This is a genomic window from Labrenzia sp. C1B70 (assembly GCF_000475395.1).
Lineage (GTDB): Bacteria > Pseudomonadota > Alphaproteobacteria > Rhizobiales > Stappiaceae > Roseibium > Roseibium algicola.
On sequence record NZ_AXCE01000010.1, the window covers coordinates 38,160 to 54,062 of the forward strand.

Below are 15,903 nucleotides of genomic sequence, written 5' to 3' on the forward strand. Positions count from 1 at the left end.
CCGTCTCCCTGACAGACGCGCCGAACGGCAAACCGGCAGACGTATCGATGATCCGCAAACTGTTGCGCATGCGTGAAACGGGACTGATCGCGATCATCCTAGTGCTGTTCATCGTGATGTCCTTCGCCTCGCCCTACTTCCTGACCTGGGTGAACATGCGCGCCATGGTCATGGCATTTGCCGTGGAAGGCATCGTGGTGGTCGGCATGACCATCCTGCTGATTTCCGGCGGGATCGATCTTTCGGTTGGTTCGGTGACAGCGCTCGCCATGGTGATTGCCGGCTGGCTGTTCCTGAACGGGGTCGACCCCTGGGTCGCATCGGCGATTTCGATTGCTGCCTGCACGGCCATCGGGGCGTTCATGGGGTTCTTTGTCACCCGCGTCGGCCTTCATCATTTCATCGTGTCGCTGGCGATCATGGTGATCGCCCGGGGGGCGTGTCTTCTGGGTACGGGCGGGCGTCCGCTCGGTCTGTTCACGCTGCCGCCCGAGTTCAAGTTCATCGGTCAGGGGTCCATCGGACCGATCCCGGTCGTGATCCTGATCTTCCTTGTGGTGGTGATCGGCTTCGACTTCCTGCTGCGCCGCACGACCATGTTCCGCAAGGTGTTCTATACCGGCAGCAACGAGAAGGCCGCCGCCTATTCCGGCATCCGCACCAAGCGCGTGGTGTTCTTCACGACCACCCTTTGCTCGGCTCTGTGTGGTGTGGCCGGCATCATCTACATGGCCCGCTTCGGTTCTGCCCAGCCGACCTTCGGCATCGGCATGGAACTGAACGTGATTGCGGCGGCCGTTATCGGCGGGGCGAGCCTCAAGGGTGGTTCGGGTACCATTTTCGGAGCGATCCTGGGGGCGGTGTTGCTGTCGGTGGTCTCCAGCTCGCTCGCGCTTCTGGATGTCTCGGTCTACTGGCAGGACATCATCCGCGGCTCGATCCTGCTGGCGGCGGTCTCCATTGACCACTATCTCGTCAAGAAACGCGCCTGACCCGGCTCCAGCGAAGAGGCAACCAGATGGCGGACAAGAAAAACGATATCGAGCTGATGCGCCAGATGCACACGGTTCTCGTGCTGCATTTCCTGGAAGGCAAGAAACAGTCGGAAATTGCCGAACTGCTCAACCTGTCGACGTCCAAGGTGAACCGTCTGATCACCCAGGGCCGCAAGATGGGCATGATCAAGATCGATATCGAAAACCCGTTCCAGCGGTTGACGGATCTGGAAAACCTGCTGGAACAGTCGACGCCGCTTTCAAAAGCGCTGGTTACATCGTCCGTCGAAGGCAGCCCGAACACGACGCTGAAGCAGGTCGGGCTTGCCGCTGCCAACCATCTGGTGGAGACCATCCGCGACGGCGACATCATCGCCATCACGGGCGGCAAGGCCGTCGGGGCGGTGGTGCAGAACATCGAGACCGAACGGAAGTTCGACGTCACCGTGGTGCCGCTTACCGGTGGAGTGCAGGGCAAGTACCACACGGATGTCAATCATCAGGCCAGCCTGATGGCCGAGAAGCTGGGCGGCAAGGCACTGCAGCTTCATGCGCCGCTCTTTGCCGAAAGCCGGGAACAGCGCGACATGCTGATGGAAGTCGGCTCCATTCGCGAGGTCCTGGACCTGGCACGGCAGGCAACGATCGCTCTGGTCGGCATCGGATCCATCGCGACGCCCGGGTCGAGTTACTACGACCTGCATCCGATGCCTGAATCGGACCGCAAGATGCTGGTTGGCAGCGGTGTCAGCGCCGAATTCCTGGCCTACCTGATGCGCCAGGACGGGACGGTTGCAGACTACGCCCTCAATTCGCGGCTGGTCGCACTGGCGCCAGAAGAGCTGCGGCGCTTCAAGCGCGTCATCGGGGTGACCTCGGGCGACGAAAAGATCTGGCCGATCCGGGCCGTCCTCAACGGAAACTATCTGAATTCACTCATCTTGGACGAGGACACCGCGGGAGCGGTCCTTGCAACCATGGAAGGCAAACAGAATGTTGCATGAAATGCTGACACGCGAGATCGGACGCTCAAGCATCGAGGCGTCGGCTATCGGGCTCGGCACCTGGGCCATTGGCGGCTGGATGTGGGGCGGCACGGATGAAGCCAAGTCGATTTCCGCAATTCAGGCTTCCATCGATGAAGGCATCAGCCTGATCGACACTGCTCCGGCGTATGGCCAGGGGCTGTCGGAGGAGATTGTCGGCAAGGCGATTGCAGGCCGCCGCGAAAAGGTGGTGCTGGCAACCAAATGCGGTCTCGTCTGGCACACCCAGAAGGGCAATCACTTCTTTGATTATGACGGCAAGCCGGTGCACCGGTATCTCGGCAAGGATGCGATCGTCCATGAGGTGGAGCAGAGCCTGAAGCGGCTCGGGACCGATTACATCGATCACTACATCACCCATTGGCAGGATCCGACCACGCGGATTGCGGAAACCATGGAGGCGCTGGAAACCCTGAAGACCCAGGGCAAGATCCGCTCCATCGGTGCCAGCAACACGACTGCCGACGATGTGAAGGCCTATGTGGCTGCAGGGCAGCTGGACGCGATCCAGGAAGAATATTCGATGATCAAGCGCGACATCGAGGACACCCTGGTGCCGCTCTGCCTCAAGGAAAAGGTTTCGGTGCTGAGCTATTCATCGCTGGCGCTGGGCCTTCTGACGGGCAAGATCGGTCCTGACAGAACCTTCGAAGGTGATGATCAGCGCAAGGACAATCCGCGCTTCTCGGTCGAAAACCGCCGCAAGGTTGCCAGATTGATGGACGCCATCGCACCGATAGCGGAGACCCATGGAGCCACCAAGGCCCAGGTGGTGATCGCCTGGACGCTGCAGCAGCCGGGCATCAACTTCTCCTTGTGCGGAGCCCGCGATCCGGAGCAGGCGCGGGAGAATGCCAAGGCGGGGCGCCTCAGGTTGACCAGTGAAGAAATCGGGCTCATCGGCGATGCCGCCGCGACCCATCTGACCGAACTCGCCGCTTAAGAGACTTCGAAATTGAGATTGGAAAGGGCACCGGGCATCCGTCCGGTGAACGGGGAAGGCATGTCCGAACAACGGCAAGGAAAATGGGACCGTATCGCGCGTGACGGCGCGTTCGACGCCGTTGTCATCGGCGGCGGTATCAACGGGATCGGGGTCTACCGGGATCTGGCGCTGCAGGGTGTCAGGGTGCTGCTTGTGGAACGAAACGACTTTTGTTCGGGGTGCAGTTCGGCCTTGTCGCGCATGATCCATGGAGGATTGCGCTATCTGGAAAACGGCGAGTTTGACCTGGTGCGCGAATCCCTGCGCGAACGCGACGCGCTGCTGGTCAATGCGCCTCATCTGGTCCATCCGCTGCCGACCGTCATTCCCATCGGCTCGCTCTTTTCCGGGCTCTTGAACAGCGCGGCAAGTTTCTTCGGCTTTTCAGGTCAGCCTTCCAGCCGGGGAGCGGTTCCGATCAAGCTCGGACTGACGCTTTATGACTGGGTGACACGCAAACGCCGGCTGTTGCCGAAACACCGTTTCCGCGGGGCGAAGGCGACCCGGGATACCTGGCCTGGACTGACCGGTGCCATCCGGTGTTCGGCCACTTATCACGATGCCTGGATCAGCCACCCGGAGCGGCTTGGTCTGGAACTGGTCAGGGAAGTGGAAGAGGTGGCTCCGGACTGTGTCGCCCTCAACTATGCCTGTCTTGAGCCGGCCGGGAGCGGTTTTGTTGTGCGAGATCAGGTGAGCGGCCGAACGGAAGAGATCTCGGCGAAGATCCTCGTCAATGCCACTGGCGCCTGGCTGGATGATGCCATTGATGAGCTTGCCGGCAATTCCAGCCACGAACGCCTGGTGTCGGGTACAAAGGGATCGCATCTCATTCTCGACAATCCGGCGCTGGAGAAGGCGCTTGGCGGCCATATGGTCTATTTCGAGAATTCGGATGGCCGGGTCTGCATTGTCTTTCCGTTCTTCGGCAAGGTGCTGGCCGGGTCAACAGATATCCGCGTCAAGACGGCCGAACGTGTGCGCTGTGAGCCGGAAGAAGAAGCCTACATTCTGGGCTCGCTCCGGCTGGTCTTTCCGGAGATCGACTTCAATGCGGATGATGTCGTTTTCAGTTACAGCGGCATTCGGCCATTGCCGAAGAGCGATCATGATTTTACCGGCCGGATTTCCAGGGGCCATTTTACCAAGCGTATCGAAGGACCCGTTCCGCAGATCTGCATGATCGGCGGCAAGTGGACAACGTTTCGTGCCTTTGCCGAACAGGCGACGGACGAAGTGCTCAGCGAACTTGGTCGGACCAGGCAGGTCGGCACCCTGTCGCGCCCGATCGGCGGCGGAAAGGATTTTCCTGATGCTGCCGTGATCCTGGAGCGCGACCTGATCTCGAACCATGGCATTGGTCCCGCGCGCGCCGCGCACCTGGTGGCGACCTATGGCACCACAGCGACGGAGCTGCTGGCCTTTTGTCAGGGCAGGCCGGACGACGAGGCACTTTCGCCGCAGACAGAAATCACAGCGGCGGAGATCGCGTTCCTCGCCTCCCGCGAAAGCGTGGTGACCCTTGCCGACATCGTGTTGCGGCGGACGACACTCGCCATCCAAGGACTGATGAGTGAAGAGCTGCTCGACAAGCTGGCGGCTGTCGCCGGTGAAGAACTCGGCTGGTCCGACGCAGAGCGCGGGCTTCAGCGCGAACGGCTGATCGAAGACCTTTCCACCTATCACGGCGTTTCGTTTGAAGATCGCCGGAACCAAGACACAAGCAGGAGCAGAATATGCGTTTGAGCCCCAAAGCCCGGATGAACCGGATGTTCACCCACGGCGGCTGCCTGGATGTTGCCGTTGATCATGGCGTGTGCAACGAACCGAGCTTCATGGTTGGCCTGGAAGACATGGCCGGGGTTGTTGACACCCTGGTCAAGGCCGGACCGGATGCGATCCAGATGGCCTATGGCCAGGCGGATCTGTTGCAGTCGCGTCCGGAGAAGGACAAGCCGGCGCTGGTGATGCGCATCGACATGGGCAACCCCTACAATGACCAGCGCCACCGGGTGATGTGGTCGCTGCTGCAGAATGCCGACGAGCCGATCATCGGCGCACTGGAGATGGATGCGGCTTGTGTCGTGGTGAACCTGTTCATGTTGCCGGATGAGCCGGAGCTGTTTCGCCAATGCGTGGAGAATATCTCCAGGGTGCGCGCCGCCTGCCACAAATACGGCATGCCGCTGATGATCGAGCCGCTGGTGATGCTGCCGAACGACATCCGGGGTGGCTATCAGGTTGATGGCGACGCAGACAAGATCGTGACACTGGTCCGGCTGGCAAGCGAGATGGGAGCTGACATCATCAAGGCGGACCCGACCGATAACGCGGAAGATTTCCACCGGGTGGTCGAAGCGGCGCGTGTTCCGGTTCTGGTGCGTGGTGGCGGCAAGGAAGACCTGAAGACCGTGCTCAGGAAATCCGCTGCACTGATGCGCCAGGGTGCCAAGGGCATGGTCTATGGCCGCAACATCTATCAGCACGACAACCCGAAAGCGGTGGTTGCGGCACTCATGGCAATGATCCACAACGGTGCCGACGGTGACGAAGCATGGGACATCTATAACCGTGGCTGACGACAGGACTTATCTGCTGGGGCTTGATGCCGGCAACACGGTGATCAAGGCTGTCCTGTTCGATCTGGCGGGCCGCCAGGTGGCGATGAGCGCGCTGGACGGTCAATCGTTTTCACCTGCTCCCGGACATGTTGAACGCGACCTCGGCGAGTTGTGGCGCAATGCGCAAACGGTGATCCGAGAGTGCCTTGACAAAGCCGGTGTCGAGCCTTCGCAGATCGCGGCGGTTGGTTGCGCCGGGCACGGCAATGGTCTTTACCTGCTGGACAAGGACCATGAGCCACTGCTCGGCATCCAGTCGCTGGATACGCGCGCCGCGGATCATGCAGGCAAGCTGCGTGAGGCGCATGGTGACAGGCTGCACGCCCTGTGTCTGCAGGAACCCTGGCCGTCCCAGACCCCGACGCTGCTTGCCTGGATCAAGGACAACCGGCCGGATCTTTATGCCCGGACCGGAACCTTGCTCCTGTGCAAGGACTTCATCACCTTCAAGCTGACCGGAGAACGCGTCAGCGAGATCTCCGACATGTCGGGGTGCGGCTTTTTGCGGTTGCCGGACAATCTCTACGACAGGGAGCTGCTGGAACTTTATGGTCTCAGCGAGGCAGAGCCGATGCTGCCACATCTGGTCGAACCGGCGGATGTTGCCGGGCATGTCACGGCAGAAGCCGCGGCTGCGACCGGACTGAAGGAAGGGACGCCGGTTGTCGGTGGCTATTTTGACGTGATCGCCAGCGCGCTCGGGTCGGGCGTTGTCCATCCCGGCGAAGCCTCGATCATTGCAGGCACCTGGAGCATCAATCAGGTCTTTTCGGAGGCCCCGATCGTCGACAAGGCGATGTTCATGGCCTCGGGTTTTGCCCCCGGCCGGTTCGTCAATATCGAATCGAGCGCAACATCGGCTGCCAACCTGGAATGGTATGTGCGAGAGCTAGTGGAGCGCGGGAAACATCACGACGATCCGTTCGGATATTGCAACGCGAGGATCGCGGAGGTCGCGCCCGCGGCGGACGACCCGTTCTTTCACCCGTTCCTTTACGGCTCGCGGCTTGGGGCGGACTTCCGCGCCGGGTTCTATGGTCTCGCCGGCTGGCATTCGGAAGGGCATTTGCTGCGGGCCTTGTTCGAAGGGGTTCTCTTTGAACATCGCCGCCATATCGACGTGCTCGGGAGAACCGGTGTCACGTTCGACCGGGCAGTGCTCTCCGGAGGCGGGTCACGCAGCCCGGTCTGGCCGCAGATGTTCGCCGATTGCCTGGGCGTTCCGATCACCGTTGCGGAAGCTCGTGAGACGGGTGCGCTGGGCGCGGCCATTGGAGGCGGTGTTGGTGTCGGTCTCTTTCCCGATTACGAGACGGCTGTTGCTGCCATGACGAGGGCGCAGAAGGAATACCTGCCGGTAACTACGATGAAATCGCACTACGACCGGCGCTACCGGACCTATTGCAAGCTGACAGATGCTCTTCGGTCCTTCTGGGCCGATATGCATGTCAGGGACGAATAGTCCTCTTGGAGGAATTGCCGAAACGTCAGGATCTTCTAGTGTGAGGGAAACAGCCGGGCGAATTCGCATCGGCGAGCGCCCACATATGTCTTTTTTCGAGTTTGCGAAGAAACAGAAAACCTGATCAGGATGAGGGTGTTAAAGGGTCTCATCAGTGCCGGCGGAAGATTGCCTGGTCCGGCATGATGCAGATCATCGAAGTTTGGACCGCAGCAGGAAAGACTGCGGACAGGAAATGGGCAGGAAACGGGAAACGACATGAGCGGTCCGACTTCACTCGATGGAACCTACGATTATGTGATCGTCGGGGCCGGAACGGCCGGCTGTGTTCTGGCAAACCGGCTGACCGAGGATCCTTCGGTCAAGGTGCTGCTTCTGGAAGCCGGCGGTTCGGACAATTATCACTGGGTGCATATCCCGGTCGGATATCTCTTTTGCATCGGCAATCCGCGCACCGACTGGATGATGAAGACAGCCAGCGAGCCGGGCCTCAACGGACGCAGCCTGGTCTATCCGCGTGGCAAGGTTCTGGGCGGCTGCACGTCCGTCAACGGCATGATCTACATGCGCGGCCAGGCGGCGGATTACGACCATTGGCGTCAGCTTGGCAACGTCGGCTGGTCCTGGGATGATGTACTGCCCTATTTCCTGAAGTCGGAAGACCATCATGCCGGAAAGTCAGGTTTGCATGGCGGTGGCGGTGAGTGGAAAGTCTCCAAGCAGCGCCTGAAATGGGAAATCCTCGAAGCCGTTCAGAAAGGCGCACGGGAGTTCGGTGTCGAACCGCGTGCGGATTTCAATGACGGCAGCAACGAAGGCAGCGGTTTCTTCGAGGTGAACCAGAATGGCGGCGTTCGCTGGAACACGGCGAAAGGTTTCCTTCGCCCGGCACTGAAACGGCCGAACCTGCGCTTGATCACCCATGCCGAAACCAGGTCGATCCTGCTGGAAGGCAAGCGTGCAGCCGGTGTTACCTTCACCGTGAAGGGGCAGGAAAGGACCGCGCGGGCGGAGCGCGAAGTTCTGCTGGCTGCGGGGGCGATCAATTCACCCAAGATCCTGGAGCTTTCCGGCATCGGCAATGGCGCGGTGCTGTCGCAGCACGGCATCGAGGTGAAGCATGAACGTGCTGGCGTTGGCGAGAACCTGCAGGATCACCTTCAGATCCGAACGGTCTACAAGGTCAAGAACGCCAAGACCCTGAACACAATGGCCAACAGTCTTTTCGGAAAAGCCTCGATTGCGCTTCAATACGGGTTGATGCGATCCGGGCCCATGTCAATGGCACCCAGCCAGTTCGGCATGTTCACCAAGTCAGATCCGTCGCTTGAAACGCCGGATCTCGAATATCACGTCCAGCCTCTCTCGACCGACAAGCTCGGCGACCCGCTGCATCCGTTCCCGGCAATCACGGTTTCGGTTTGCAACCTTCGTCCGGAAAGCGTTGGTGCGTCACATATTCAGAGCGGGGATAGTGGGCAGCAACCCGACATCAAGCTGAATTACCTGTCGGCGGAAAAAGACAAGCTCATTGCCCTCAAGTCCGTACGTCAGGCACGGGAGATCATGACGGCCAAGGCCTTGCAGGCCTACCAGCCGGAGGAAATCCTGCCGGGGCCTCAGGTCGACAGCGACGAGGACCTTTTAAAAAAGGTCGGCGATATCGCCACCACGATCTTCCACCCGGTCGGAACCTGCCGGATGGGTCCGGACGAACAGTCGGTTGTCGATCCTCAGCTGAAAGTTAGCGGTCTCGATGGCCTTCGAGTTGTCGATGCCTCGATCATGCCGAAGATCGTTTCCGGCAACACGGCTTCGCCCGTGGTGATGATCGCGGAAAAGGCGGCGGACATGATCCGGATGGAGCAACGGGGCTGAGGGGGCACTGGTCGGAGAAATTGGGTGTGGTTGGTCCATTCTGCTGAAATCTGCCCACCCACTGCCTCATCCTGAGGAAGCGCCTTGGCGCTGTCTCGAAGGATGGGCGGCATATTCTGGGCAAGCGGCCCATCCTTCGAGACGGACCTGACGGTCCTCCTCAGGATGAGGGGGGAAGTTGGTTGGGCTGAACTGAGTCGAGCTAACTTAAGCTGAGCAAACCTGAATTGAGCTGCTTGCAGCGTGTCCGGCAAGCCTCTGAAATTTCACACCTAATCCGCCGCCTTCACCCGATACGGAACGATACCGCGCTGGCCTGAATCGATGAAAGGCTCCTTGTCGACGGCCGGGAAGGCGCGCTGGTCGCAATTGTCCCTAGGGCAGATGCGGCAGTTGACGCCAATGGGCTCGGGCGAGGAGATCTCGTCGACCGCAAGTCCGTCGGCATAGACGACCGCATCGGCATATTGCACCTCGCAGCCGATACCAAGCGCGTAGCGGCGCTCGCCGCTGCGGTAGTCCGGCTGGTGTTTGGTGATGCTGGTCGCCACGCAAAGATAGCGTACTCCGTCAGGCATCTGGGCGACCTGCGAGGTGAACTTGTTGGAATTCTGTTCAAAGGCCTGATGGACGTTCCAGCGCGGGCAGGAGCCGCCGAAGCGGGCGAACTGGAACCGGGTTGCGCTGTGGCGTTTGACGACGTTGCCGGCCCGGTCGATCTTGACGAAGTAGAACGGCAGACCTTTGGCGCCGGGGCGCTGCAGGGTCGACAGACGGTGGCAGACGGTCTCGATACTGGCGTCCAGCCGGTTGGACAGAAGCTGGATGTCGTGCCGGGTTTCCGCAGCGGTTTTCAGGAAGTCGTCATAGGCCAGGATCAAGGCGCCCGCGAAATAGTTCCGCAAGGCCAACCGCGCGATGCTTTCCGCCGACTTGGTCTTGAATCTTGCCTTGGTGACCTCTTCCGAAATGAGGTCCCGGACACACAGTTCGGCGACGACTGACCCAAGCAGGAAGCTCTTGGTCGATTGCGGAATGGCACTGTAGAGCGCGATGGTGCGGGCGAAATCGTCCTGACGGATCAACGTGCCTCGATAGTCTGGAAATTCCGTGACTGATATACCGAAGCGTTCCTGAAGCCAGGTGGTCAGGGCGGTGAACTTCGAAGGGGCTTTCGAAAGTCCGATCTCCAGCGAGAGCTTCTCCGCGGCCCGGTCAATGCTGTCGACGTAATTGTCCATGTAGTGGAAATAGTCGCGGACCTCTTCATAAGCGGATTTCCGAGGTCCGGGACCGCTTTCCGGACTGCCGCCGAGCTGGACCAGATCGTCCTCGTTCGCTTCCCGGTCGTGATAGGTCCGCAGCGCGCCGTAAAGATCCATGATCGCCTTGGTGACGCCTGGTGCCCGAGTGACCAGTTCATGCACTTCCTGCCGGCCGACGGAAGCCGTCAGAAACTGGGTGTCGGCGAAAATTTCCTGAAGATCCTGCACCACCCGGTCGAGGTCGTTCTGCTCGAAAGCCGACAGATCGACGCCAAAGATCCTGTTAATCGTTAGCAACACCGAGGCGGTGACCGGGCGGTTGTTGTTTTCGATCTGGTTTACATAGGCGGTGGACAGGCCGATTTTCTTTGCAAACTCCACCTGGGAAAGGCCGAAATCCGAGCGGATTTGCCTCAACGTGTGGCCGGAATAGAGTTTTTTGCTCACGCTTGGCACCCTTCAGGATCAAATTGCAAAACTTTAACATTATGCAGTATGCATTTTAACATTTTACAATAGCCGGATAATCATGAAAAGTCCTGCCACCACGGAGGAATACAAACCCAAGGAACATAGTGATGACCGCTCATTTCGCCTTGCCGACAAGTTCCGCAGTCAATGGTAGCGCCGGCCCGTTCGCCGCAGGCATCCGTTGGCCGATCAACCTCACCGACCTGGTGACGCCGCGCCAGCTGGAAATCATGGTGAAGCTGTGCGAAGGCAAGGTGAACAAGCAGATTGCCTATGAGCTGGACGTGTCGATTGCGACCGTCAAAGCGCATATCCGCAATGCGATCACTCGTCTCGGGGCGAAAAATCGCACCAATGCGGTTGCCATCGTCGCTGCCAACAGCGCGATTTTCCAGAACGCAGCCGCCTGATCTGGTGACAGACCAGCCTTCCGGACATCCAGCCAGAAACTTGTGGGTGTCCGGAGGTGGGTCAAACTGAAATACCGGTGCAGCCAGCTCGACTTTGTTTGATCAGGCGTGCGTCTGACAGATTGTGCAAGCCCCATCGACCGCGGCATAACGCGAGAAAATAACCGCGAACCGCAGCCTGTTTGACGGCGAGACCGCCGTCAGTCGCTCGCATTTCGTCGAAAACCTGCTCCCCGACACCACTGAACTTACGAGCCGGACGTTTCCGGCAAACTATCAGGCTGTCCGCTTGATCATGGATGTGCGGATGCTTTCCACCTCCGCGGCGAGGAAGTCGCAAAAGTCCTTGGCGACAATGGAAATCGGCCGGTGGGTCGGTGTGAGGATCGACAGGCTGTTCTGAATGCGCGGCCGGAACGGACGAAAGACGATCATGGGTGGGCCCATGCCGAGCCGACCTTTTTCCTGCGCGTTGTAGGCCGTGATCATGTCGCACATCAGGGCGCAGAGGCCTGCTTCGACGAAGCGGAGCCCAAGCCAGGCCGTCTGAAGTTCGAAGCGCTGGTTGAAACGAACTCCGGCATCGCGAAAACGGGCGAGTGTCTGCCGGTGGCTGCGATGTTCTGAATGAAGCAGCGCCAGCGGATATCCATCCAGTTCAGTCGGGGTAATGACTTCCTTCGAGGCCAGCGGGTCGGTCGCGGGGATCGCGCACATGCATTCCAGGTCGAAGTCGATCTGGTCGAAGGAATTTCGGGCTCTCGGTGTTTCTGCAAATCCGATATCGAATTGCTGCGCGGCGATCAGTTCCTCGATTTCGGCTGACGTTCTGCTGGCCAGGGCAACCTTGACGCTTGGCTTGTCGGCAATGAACTTCGACAGGCTGTTGGGCAGGAAATCGGCCGTCGCTTCCGGTATGCCTGCGACCCGCAGTTGGCCGTGTTCCCGGTTGGCGAGACCGCGCAGGGTGCGCTTGGAAATTTCCAGCCGCTTGAGAATGGCTTCCGCTTCTTCCAGGAAGAATTCCGCTTCCGGTGTCGGAACCAGACGGCCTTGCTCGCGAACGAACAGTTTCAATTCCAGTTCGGTTTCAAGACCCGCGATTGTGGAGCTGACTGCAGGTTGCGTCCGGCCAAGCGTACGCGCGGCTTCAGAAATCGAGCCACTTCGCATGACCTCTCGAAAGGTCGCCAGTTGTCGAATAGAAAGATTCATGGTTCTGCGAGAACCGCCCTCTCAAATCTCCACCTTTATTAATGTGTCGCCTAAACAGGTGCAGGTCAACACATGCAGAGAATTGTTGTGTATTCTTGTGGGTTTAGCTGAATAAACGCGAATAATACCTGCTTCGATTCCGTAATATTGCTATATTACGAAATCGAATGCTTCCCTTTGCGTAAGCTCAAGCCGTCCCGGCAAGCTCGGGACGATTTCCGGCTGGTCTCAAGGTGCCGGTGACCAGAGCCTTGCAAGATCGAAGTTGTTGACGTCCTCAAGCAGCTCGATAAAGCCGCGTGCTGCGTGATCGAGCGATTGCCGACCCTTTTCAGCCGTGGCCAGCGAGGCGTTGCCGAGCGCGCCCGTTACGTTTAGATCCTGCGCCTTCCAGCCGTATTGGGCTTTGCCGTGGCCACGCAGATGCTTGAATTCCTGCAGGTAGGTTTGCTGTTCCGACGGAAAATCGGTGGCAAGCTCCATGCGGACAAGGTCAGGACGCAGATGTAACATCAGTGATGTTTCGATGTCGCCGCCATGTATGCCGTAGGTGAATTCCGCGTCGGCATACAGTCCGTCGGGCTGACCGAACCGCAGCCAGTTGGTGGCGGTGACGAACATGTCGTGTTTTACGCGTAGCTCCCGCGCCACGATATCCAGAACAGGAACGTTGCCGCCATGGGAGTTGATCAGCACAAGTTTGCGAATTCCGGCACGAGCGACGCTTTCACCCAGCTCTAGCCAGGCGCGTGTGACCGTGTCCCAGGCCAGGGTCAATGTACCGGGTGAAGAGATGTGTTCGTCCGATTTGCCGACGGCCTGTACGGGTAGAAAAGTGACAGGCAGACCAGAGGGCAGAAGCTCGAGTACCCGCTTGACCTGACCTTCTGCAATCGTCGTGTCCGTCGACAATGGCAAATGCGGGCCGTGCTGTTCGATGGCCGCAACGGGAAGAACCGCGATCCAGTCTTCAACTCCTTGCGACTGAAAGTCGAGGGTTGTCATGTCTTGCCAATACGGCTTGGGCAGCATGGATCCGTTCCGCTTTGAAGATACGTCACTTTCTCCTTTGCATAGCGTGTCCGGGCAGGCAAGAGGCGGCAGAAGAACGGCCATTGAGCGAGTGGGTCTTCACGAACTTATGATGCCGGATTCTTAACCGGTGTTTAGAATTTGCTGACGCCTTTTTGGGATAATCCGCGCCATGATCGGCGCAATCCTGTCAAATACGCCGGCAACGATCCTGAGAGGAAGCGGTGTCGCGGCTGAACGCGATCCTGGTTCTGGGGAAAATACCCAGGGCCGGGACCAGGCTTCTGCGCGTGCAAGCCAGGCAAGTGCCCAGGCAATCTCTGCCCGTGCCGGCAATACGCCGATCTTGACCGCACAAGCCGTGATCGCCCTGCAGGAAGCCAACGGTTCTGCCGATGCGCCGGGTAGATCCCGCCAGGCAACTGCATCTGGAACTCCCGAAAGCGAAGAGACCGAGACCGGAACGCCCGCAAATTCGGCGCCTGCTGGCGACAGTGCTGATGCGGAGGCCGAAGCCGCCAGTGGTGGAGCTGGCCAGGCGCAGGATGATGCTGCAAAGGACGAAGATCCTGATGGCGACGGCCTTGACCAGGCCGAGGAAAAGCAGGTCGACAAATTGAAACAGCGGGACCAGGAAGTCCGTGCCCATGAGCAGGCACATGCCCGTGTTGGCGGTGCTTATGCCGGGGCGCCCAGCTACACCTTTCAGCAGGGACCGGACGGCAAGCGGTATGCCATAGGGGGCGAGGTCCAGATCGATACCTCCAAGGAACGCACACCGGAAGCCACGATCCGCAAGATGCAGGTCGTCATTCGCGCTGCGACCGCACCTGCCGATCCGTCTTCTCAGGATCTGAAGGTGGCGCAGCAGGCAAGGGCCCAGATTTCCGAAGCGCAGGCAGAAGTCCGGCAGAAGAAGTCGGAAGAACTGTCCGGGGATGATGACGACGGGAATGTCAATTCCGCCTCCGGTCCCGATCCTGAGACTGTCGGTGCGGACAGCACGACTGGCCGGAACAATTCTGGCGGCTCAGATAGTGCCGAGACTATTGGCGGAACGAGCGGGGACAGGGCCCGGGCAGAAACCGCTGCAGCCATTTCCGCCTATCAGTCCGCAGTGGAGCGGACCAATGAAATCCAGTCCCGTCTGTCCGGACTGGCCACTTGAGCCGGCAATCCTGGTCCTGCGTAGAATCGAGGGCTGGCTGCAGGCATTTTTTCCTATCGCGGAAGCTGGTTTAAGGCGCTGCTCATTTCACCCGGAATGATGCTTGTCAGGCCGGCACTCGCGTGACAGAAAGACGGCTCCCTTTCGGGCGCTCGCCCTCCCAGAAAATGTTAGCTCCATGTCAGTTTCAATTCAGCGCCAAGCCATTGCCGCGCGTCGTGTCGTTTCGGCGATCTTCTTCATGTGCGGAACCAGTATCGGTACGTGGGCATCACGAATTCCCAATATCAAGTCTGCAACCGGGCTCGATGAAAGCGGCTTCGGCATTCTTCTGCTTGTCATGGCTTGCGGTGCGTTTGTCGCCTTTCCCATTACCGGAATGCTGATCGACCGCCTGGGCGCGGCCCCCATGACAAAGTTGCTGGCGGTCGCCAACATCATCAGTTTCGTTCTGATCGGTCTTTCGCCCAACGTGGCCCTGCTGACAGCGGCATTGTTCCTGGCAGGGCTGAGCATTGGTGCGCTGGATATTTCCATGAACGGCTGGGGTGCTGAAGTGGAAAAGGCGCTGGAGCGTCCGATCATGTCCTCCTATCACGGGCTGTACAGCCTGGGTGCGGGTGTTGCTGCCCTGGCCGGCGGGCTTGCGATCATGGCGGATCTCAGCGTGCTGTCGCATTTTGTCCTGTGGGGCATCGTCGCGGCGCCATTCCTTGTCTGGTATTGGCGCCAATCCTGGCCGCAGACCAAGACGGAAAACGAAGATGGCAGCAAGGCACCGCTTTTCGCGCTGCCCAAGGGGGCTCTGGTGCTGGTCGGGCTGATGGCGCTGGTGGCAGCGCTGGGCGAAGGCGCAGTTACGGACTGGGCCGCGCTCTATCAGATCGAGGATCTTGGCATTGCCGAGTCGATCGCGCCCGCCGCTTTCACGATTTTCTCTATCGCCATGGTGATCATGCGCCTGTCCGGTGACAAGGTGATCGCCCGCTTCGGGCCGGTGCCGACCGCGCGGATCAGTGGCATCGTCGCGCTGCTCGGGTGCATCCTGCTGGTCTCCGGCGCAGGCCTGTGGTCTGTGTGGGCCGGCTGTTTCGTCATGGGCCTTGGGTATGCGGTGCTGTTTCCGCTGGCCATGTCGCGGGCAGCCAGTGATCCGCACATGTCGAAAGGGGCTGCCCTTGCGGCCGTTGCGACACTTGGCTATGGAGCTTTTCTGTTCGGTCCGCCGCTGCTGGGCTTTGTTGGCGACTATCTCTCGCTGAGAGCGTCGTTCCTCACCGTTGCGGTGCTGACGGTTGCCATTCCGCTGCTTGCAGGGGCGCTCAAGGTCAAGGACTGACGGATACTGTGGAGAC

The 15,903-nt window shown here is 59.6% G+C and carries 13 protein-coding genes; 10 read left to right on the forward strand and 3 right to left on the reverse strand.

Translation table 11 applies throughout. The annotated features are described in order from the left end of the window. Positions 1–47: 47 nt before the first annotated feature. The 7 genes from Q666_RS46090 (at position 48) to Q666_RS46120 (ending at position 8,987) form a co-directional block, all read left to right on the forward strand. A complete protein-coding gene (locus Q666_RS46090; protein ID WP_051990117.1) occupies positions 48–992 on the forward strand; it encodes an ABC transporter permease in 945 nt (314 codons plus the stop codon). A gap of 26 nt (positions 993–1,018) precedes the next feature. Then, a complete protein-coding gene (locus tag Q666_RS46095; protein WP_023003710.1) occupies positions 1,019–1,999 on the forward strand; it encodes a sugar-binding transcriptional regulator in 981 nt (326 codons plus the stop codon). Continuing rightward, the gene (locus Q666_RS46100) at positions 1,989–2,984 is read left to right on the forward strand and encodes an aldo/keto reductase (protein WP_023003708.1); all 996 of its coding nucleotides are present in this window, start codon (positions 1,989–1,991) and stop codon (positions 2,982–2,984) included. Before Q666_RS46095 ends, Q666_RS46100 begins: the two co-directional genes overlap by 11 nt. 60 nt (positions 2,985–3,044) lie before the next feature. After that, positions 3,045–4,772: a glycerol-3-phosphate dehydrogenase/oxidase gene (locus tag Q666_RS46105; protein WP_035908094.1), complete on the forward strand. Its 1,728-nt coding sequence runs from the start codon at positions 3,045–3,047 to the stop codon at positions 4,770–4,772. Continuing rightward, positions 4,763–5,605, forward strand: a complete 843-nt coding sequence (locus tag Q666_RS46110; protein ID WP_031270580.1) for a class I fructose-bisphosphate aldolase — start codon at positions 4,763–4,765, stop codon at positions 5,603–5,605. Before Q666_RS46105 ends, Q666_RS46110 begins: the two co-directional genes overlap by 10 nt. After that, positions 5,598–7,109: an FGGY-family carbohydrate kinase gene (locus Q666_RS46115; protein ID WP_023003702.1), complete on the forward strand. Its 1,512-nt coding sequence runs from the start codon at positions 5,598–5,600 to the stop codon at positions 7,107–7,109. The genes Q666_RS46110 and Q666_RS46115 overlap by 8 nt, the downstream gene beginning before the upstream one ends. A 258-nt stretch (positions 7,110–7,367) precedes the next feature. Beyond that, entirely contained in the window at positions 7,368–8,987 is a 1,620-nt protein-coding gene (locus tag Q666_RS46120) for a GMC family oxidoreductase N-terminal domain-containing protein (RefSeq protein WP_023003700.1), read from the forward strand. 272 nt (positions 8,988–9,259) lie between these two features. On the opposite strand, the gene Q666_RS46125 is transcribed toward Q666_RS46120, so the two are convergent. Then, a complete protein-coding gene (locus tag Q666_RS46125; protein WP_023003698.1) occupies positions 9,260–10,699 on the reverse strand; it encodes a helix-turn-helix transcriptional regulator in 1,440 nt (479 codons plus the stop codon). A gap of 131 nt (positions 10,700–10,830) precedes the next feature. Between Q666_RS46125 and Q666_RS0133175 the strand changes: the two genes are divergently transcribed. Beyond that, complete coding sequence (locus tag Q666_RS0133175) at positions 10,831–11,133, forward strand: LuxR C-terminal-related transcriptional regulator (RefSeq protein ID WP_077291702.1); 303 nt, start codon at positions 10,831–10,833, stop codon at positions 11,131–11,133. Positions 11,134–11,409: 276 nt separating this feature from the next. On the opposite strand, the gene Q666_RS46130 is transcribed toward Q666_RS0133175, so the two are convergent. Then, positions 11,410–12,348, reverse strand: a complete 939-nt coding sequence (locus Q666_RS46130; RefSeq protein WP_031270575.1) for a LysR substrate-binding domain-containing protein — start codon at positions 12,346–12,348, stop codon at positions 11,410–11,412. Positions 12,349–12,576: 228 nt separating this feature from the next. Then, complete coding sequence (locus Q666_RS46135; protein WP_031270570.1) at positions 12,577–13,380, reverse strand: creatininase family protein; 804 nt, start codon at positions 13,378–13,380, stop codon at positions 12,577–12,579. 172 nt (positions 13,381–13,552) lie between these two features. Here Q666_RS46135 and Q666_RS64840 point away from each other — a divergent pair, with 172 nt between their 5' ends. Both Q666_RS64840 and Q666_RS46145 read left to right on the forward strand, forming a co-directional pair. Further along, the gene (locus tag Q666_RS64840; protein ID WP_023003690.1) at positions 13,553–14,548 is read left to right on the forward strand and encodes a putative metalloprotease CJM1_0395 family protein; all 996 of its coding nucleotides are present in this window, start codon (positions 13,553–13,555) and stop codon (positions 14,546–14,548) included. A gap of 178 nt (positions 14,549–14,726) precedes the next feature. Further along, entirely contained in the window at positions 14,727–15,887 is a 1,161-nt protein-coding gene (locus tag Q666_RS46145) for an MFS transporter (protein ID WP_023003688.1), read from the forward strand. The last annotated feature ends 16 nt before the right edge of the window (positions 15,888–15,903 follow it).

Bases quoted from the DNA above. Each gene is read 5' to 3' on its own strand.
- Q666_RS46105 (WP_035908094.1), top strand. From the start codon at position 3,045: ATGTCCGAACAACGGCAAGGAAAATGGGACCGTATCGCGCGTGACGGC.
- Q666_RS46135 (WP_031270570.1), bottom strand. From the start codon at position 13,380: ATGCTGCCCAAGCCGTATTGGCAAGACATGACAACCCTCGACTTTCAG.
- Q666_RS0133175 (WP_077291702.1), top strand. From the start codon at position 10,831: ATGACCGCTCATTTCGCCTTGCCGACAAGTTCCGCAGTCAATGGTAGC.
- Q666_RS46100 (WP_023003708.1), top strand. From the start codon at position 1,989: ATGTTGCATGAAATGCTGACACGCGAGATCGGACGCTCAAGCATCGAG.
- Q666_RS46095 (WP_023003710.1), top strand. From the start codon at position 1,019: ATGGCGGACAAGAAAAACGATATCGAGCTGATGCGCCAGATGCACACG.
- Q666_RS46110 (WP_031270580.1), top strand. From the start codon at position 4,763: ATGCGTTTGAGCCCCAAAGCCCGGATGAACCGGATGTTCACCCACGGC.
- Q666_RS46145 (WP_023003688.1), top strand. From the start codon at position 14,727: ATGTCAGTTTCAATTCAGCGCCAAGCCATTGCCGCGCGTCGTGTCGTT.
- Q666_RS46090 (WP_051990117.1), top strand. From the start codon at position 48: ATGATCCGCAAACTGTTGCGCATGCGTGAAACGGGACTGATCGCGATC.
- Q666_RS46130 (WP_031270575.1), bottom strand. From the start codon at position 12,348: ATGAATCTTTCTATTCGACAACTGGCGACCTTTCGAGAGGTCATGCGA.
- Q666_RS64840 (WP_023003690.1), top strand. From the start codon at position 13,553: ATGATCGGCGCAATCCTGTCAAATACGCCGGCAACGATCCTGAGAGGA.
- Q666_RS46120 (WP_023003700.1), top strand. From the start codon at position 7,368: ATGAGCGGTCCGACTTCACTCGATGGAACCTACGATTATGTGATCGTC.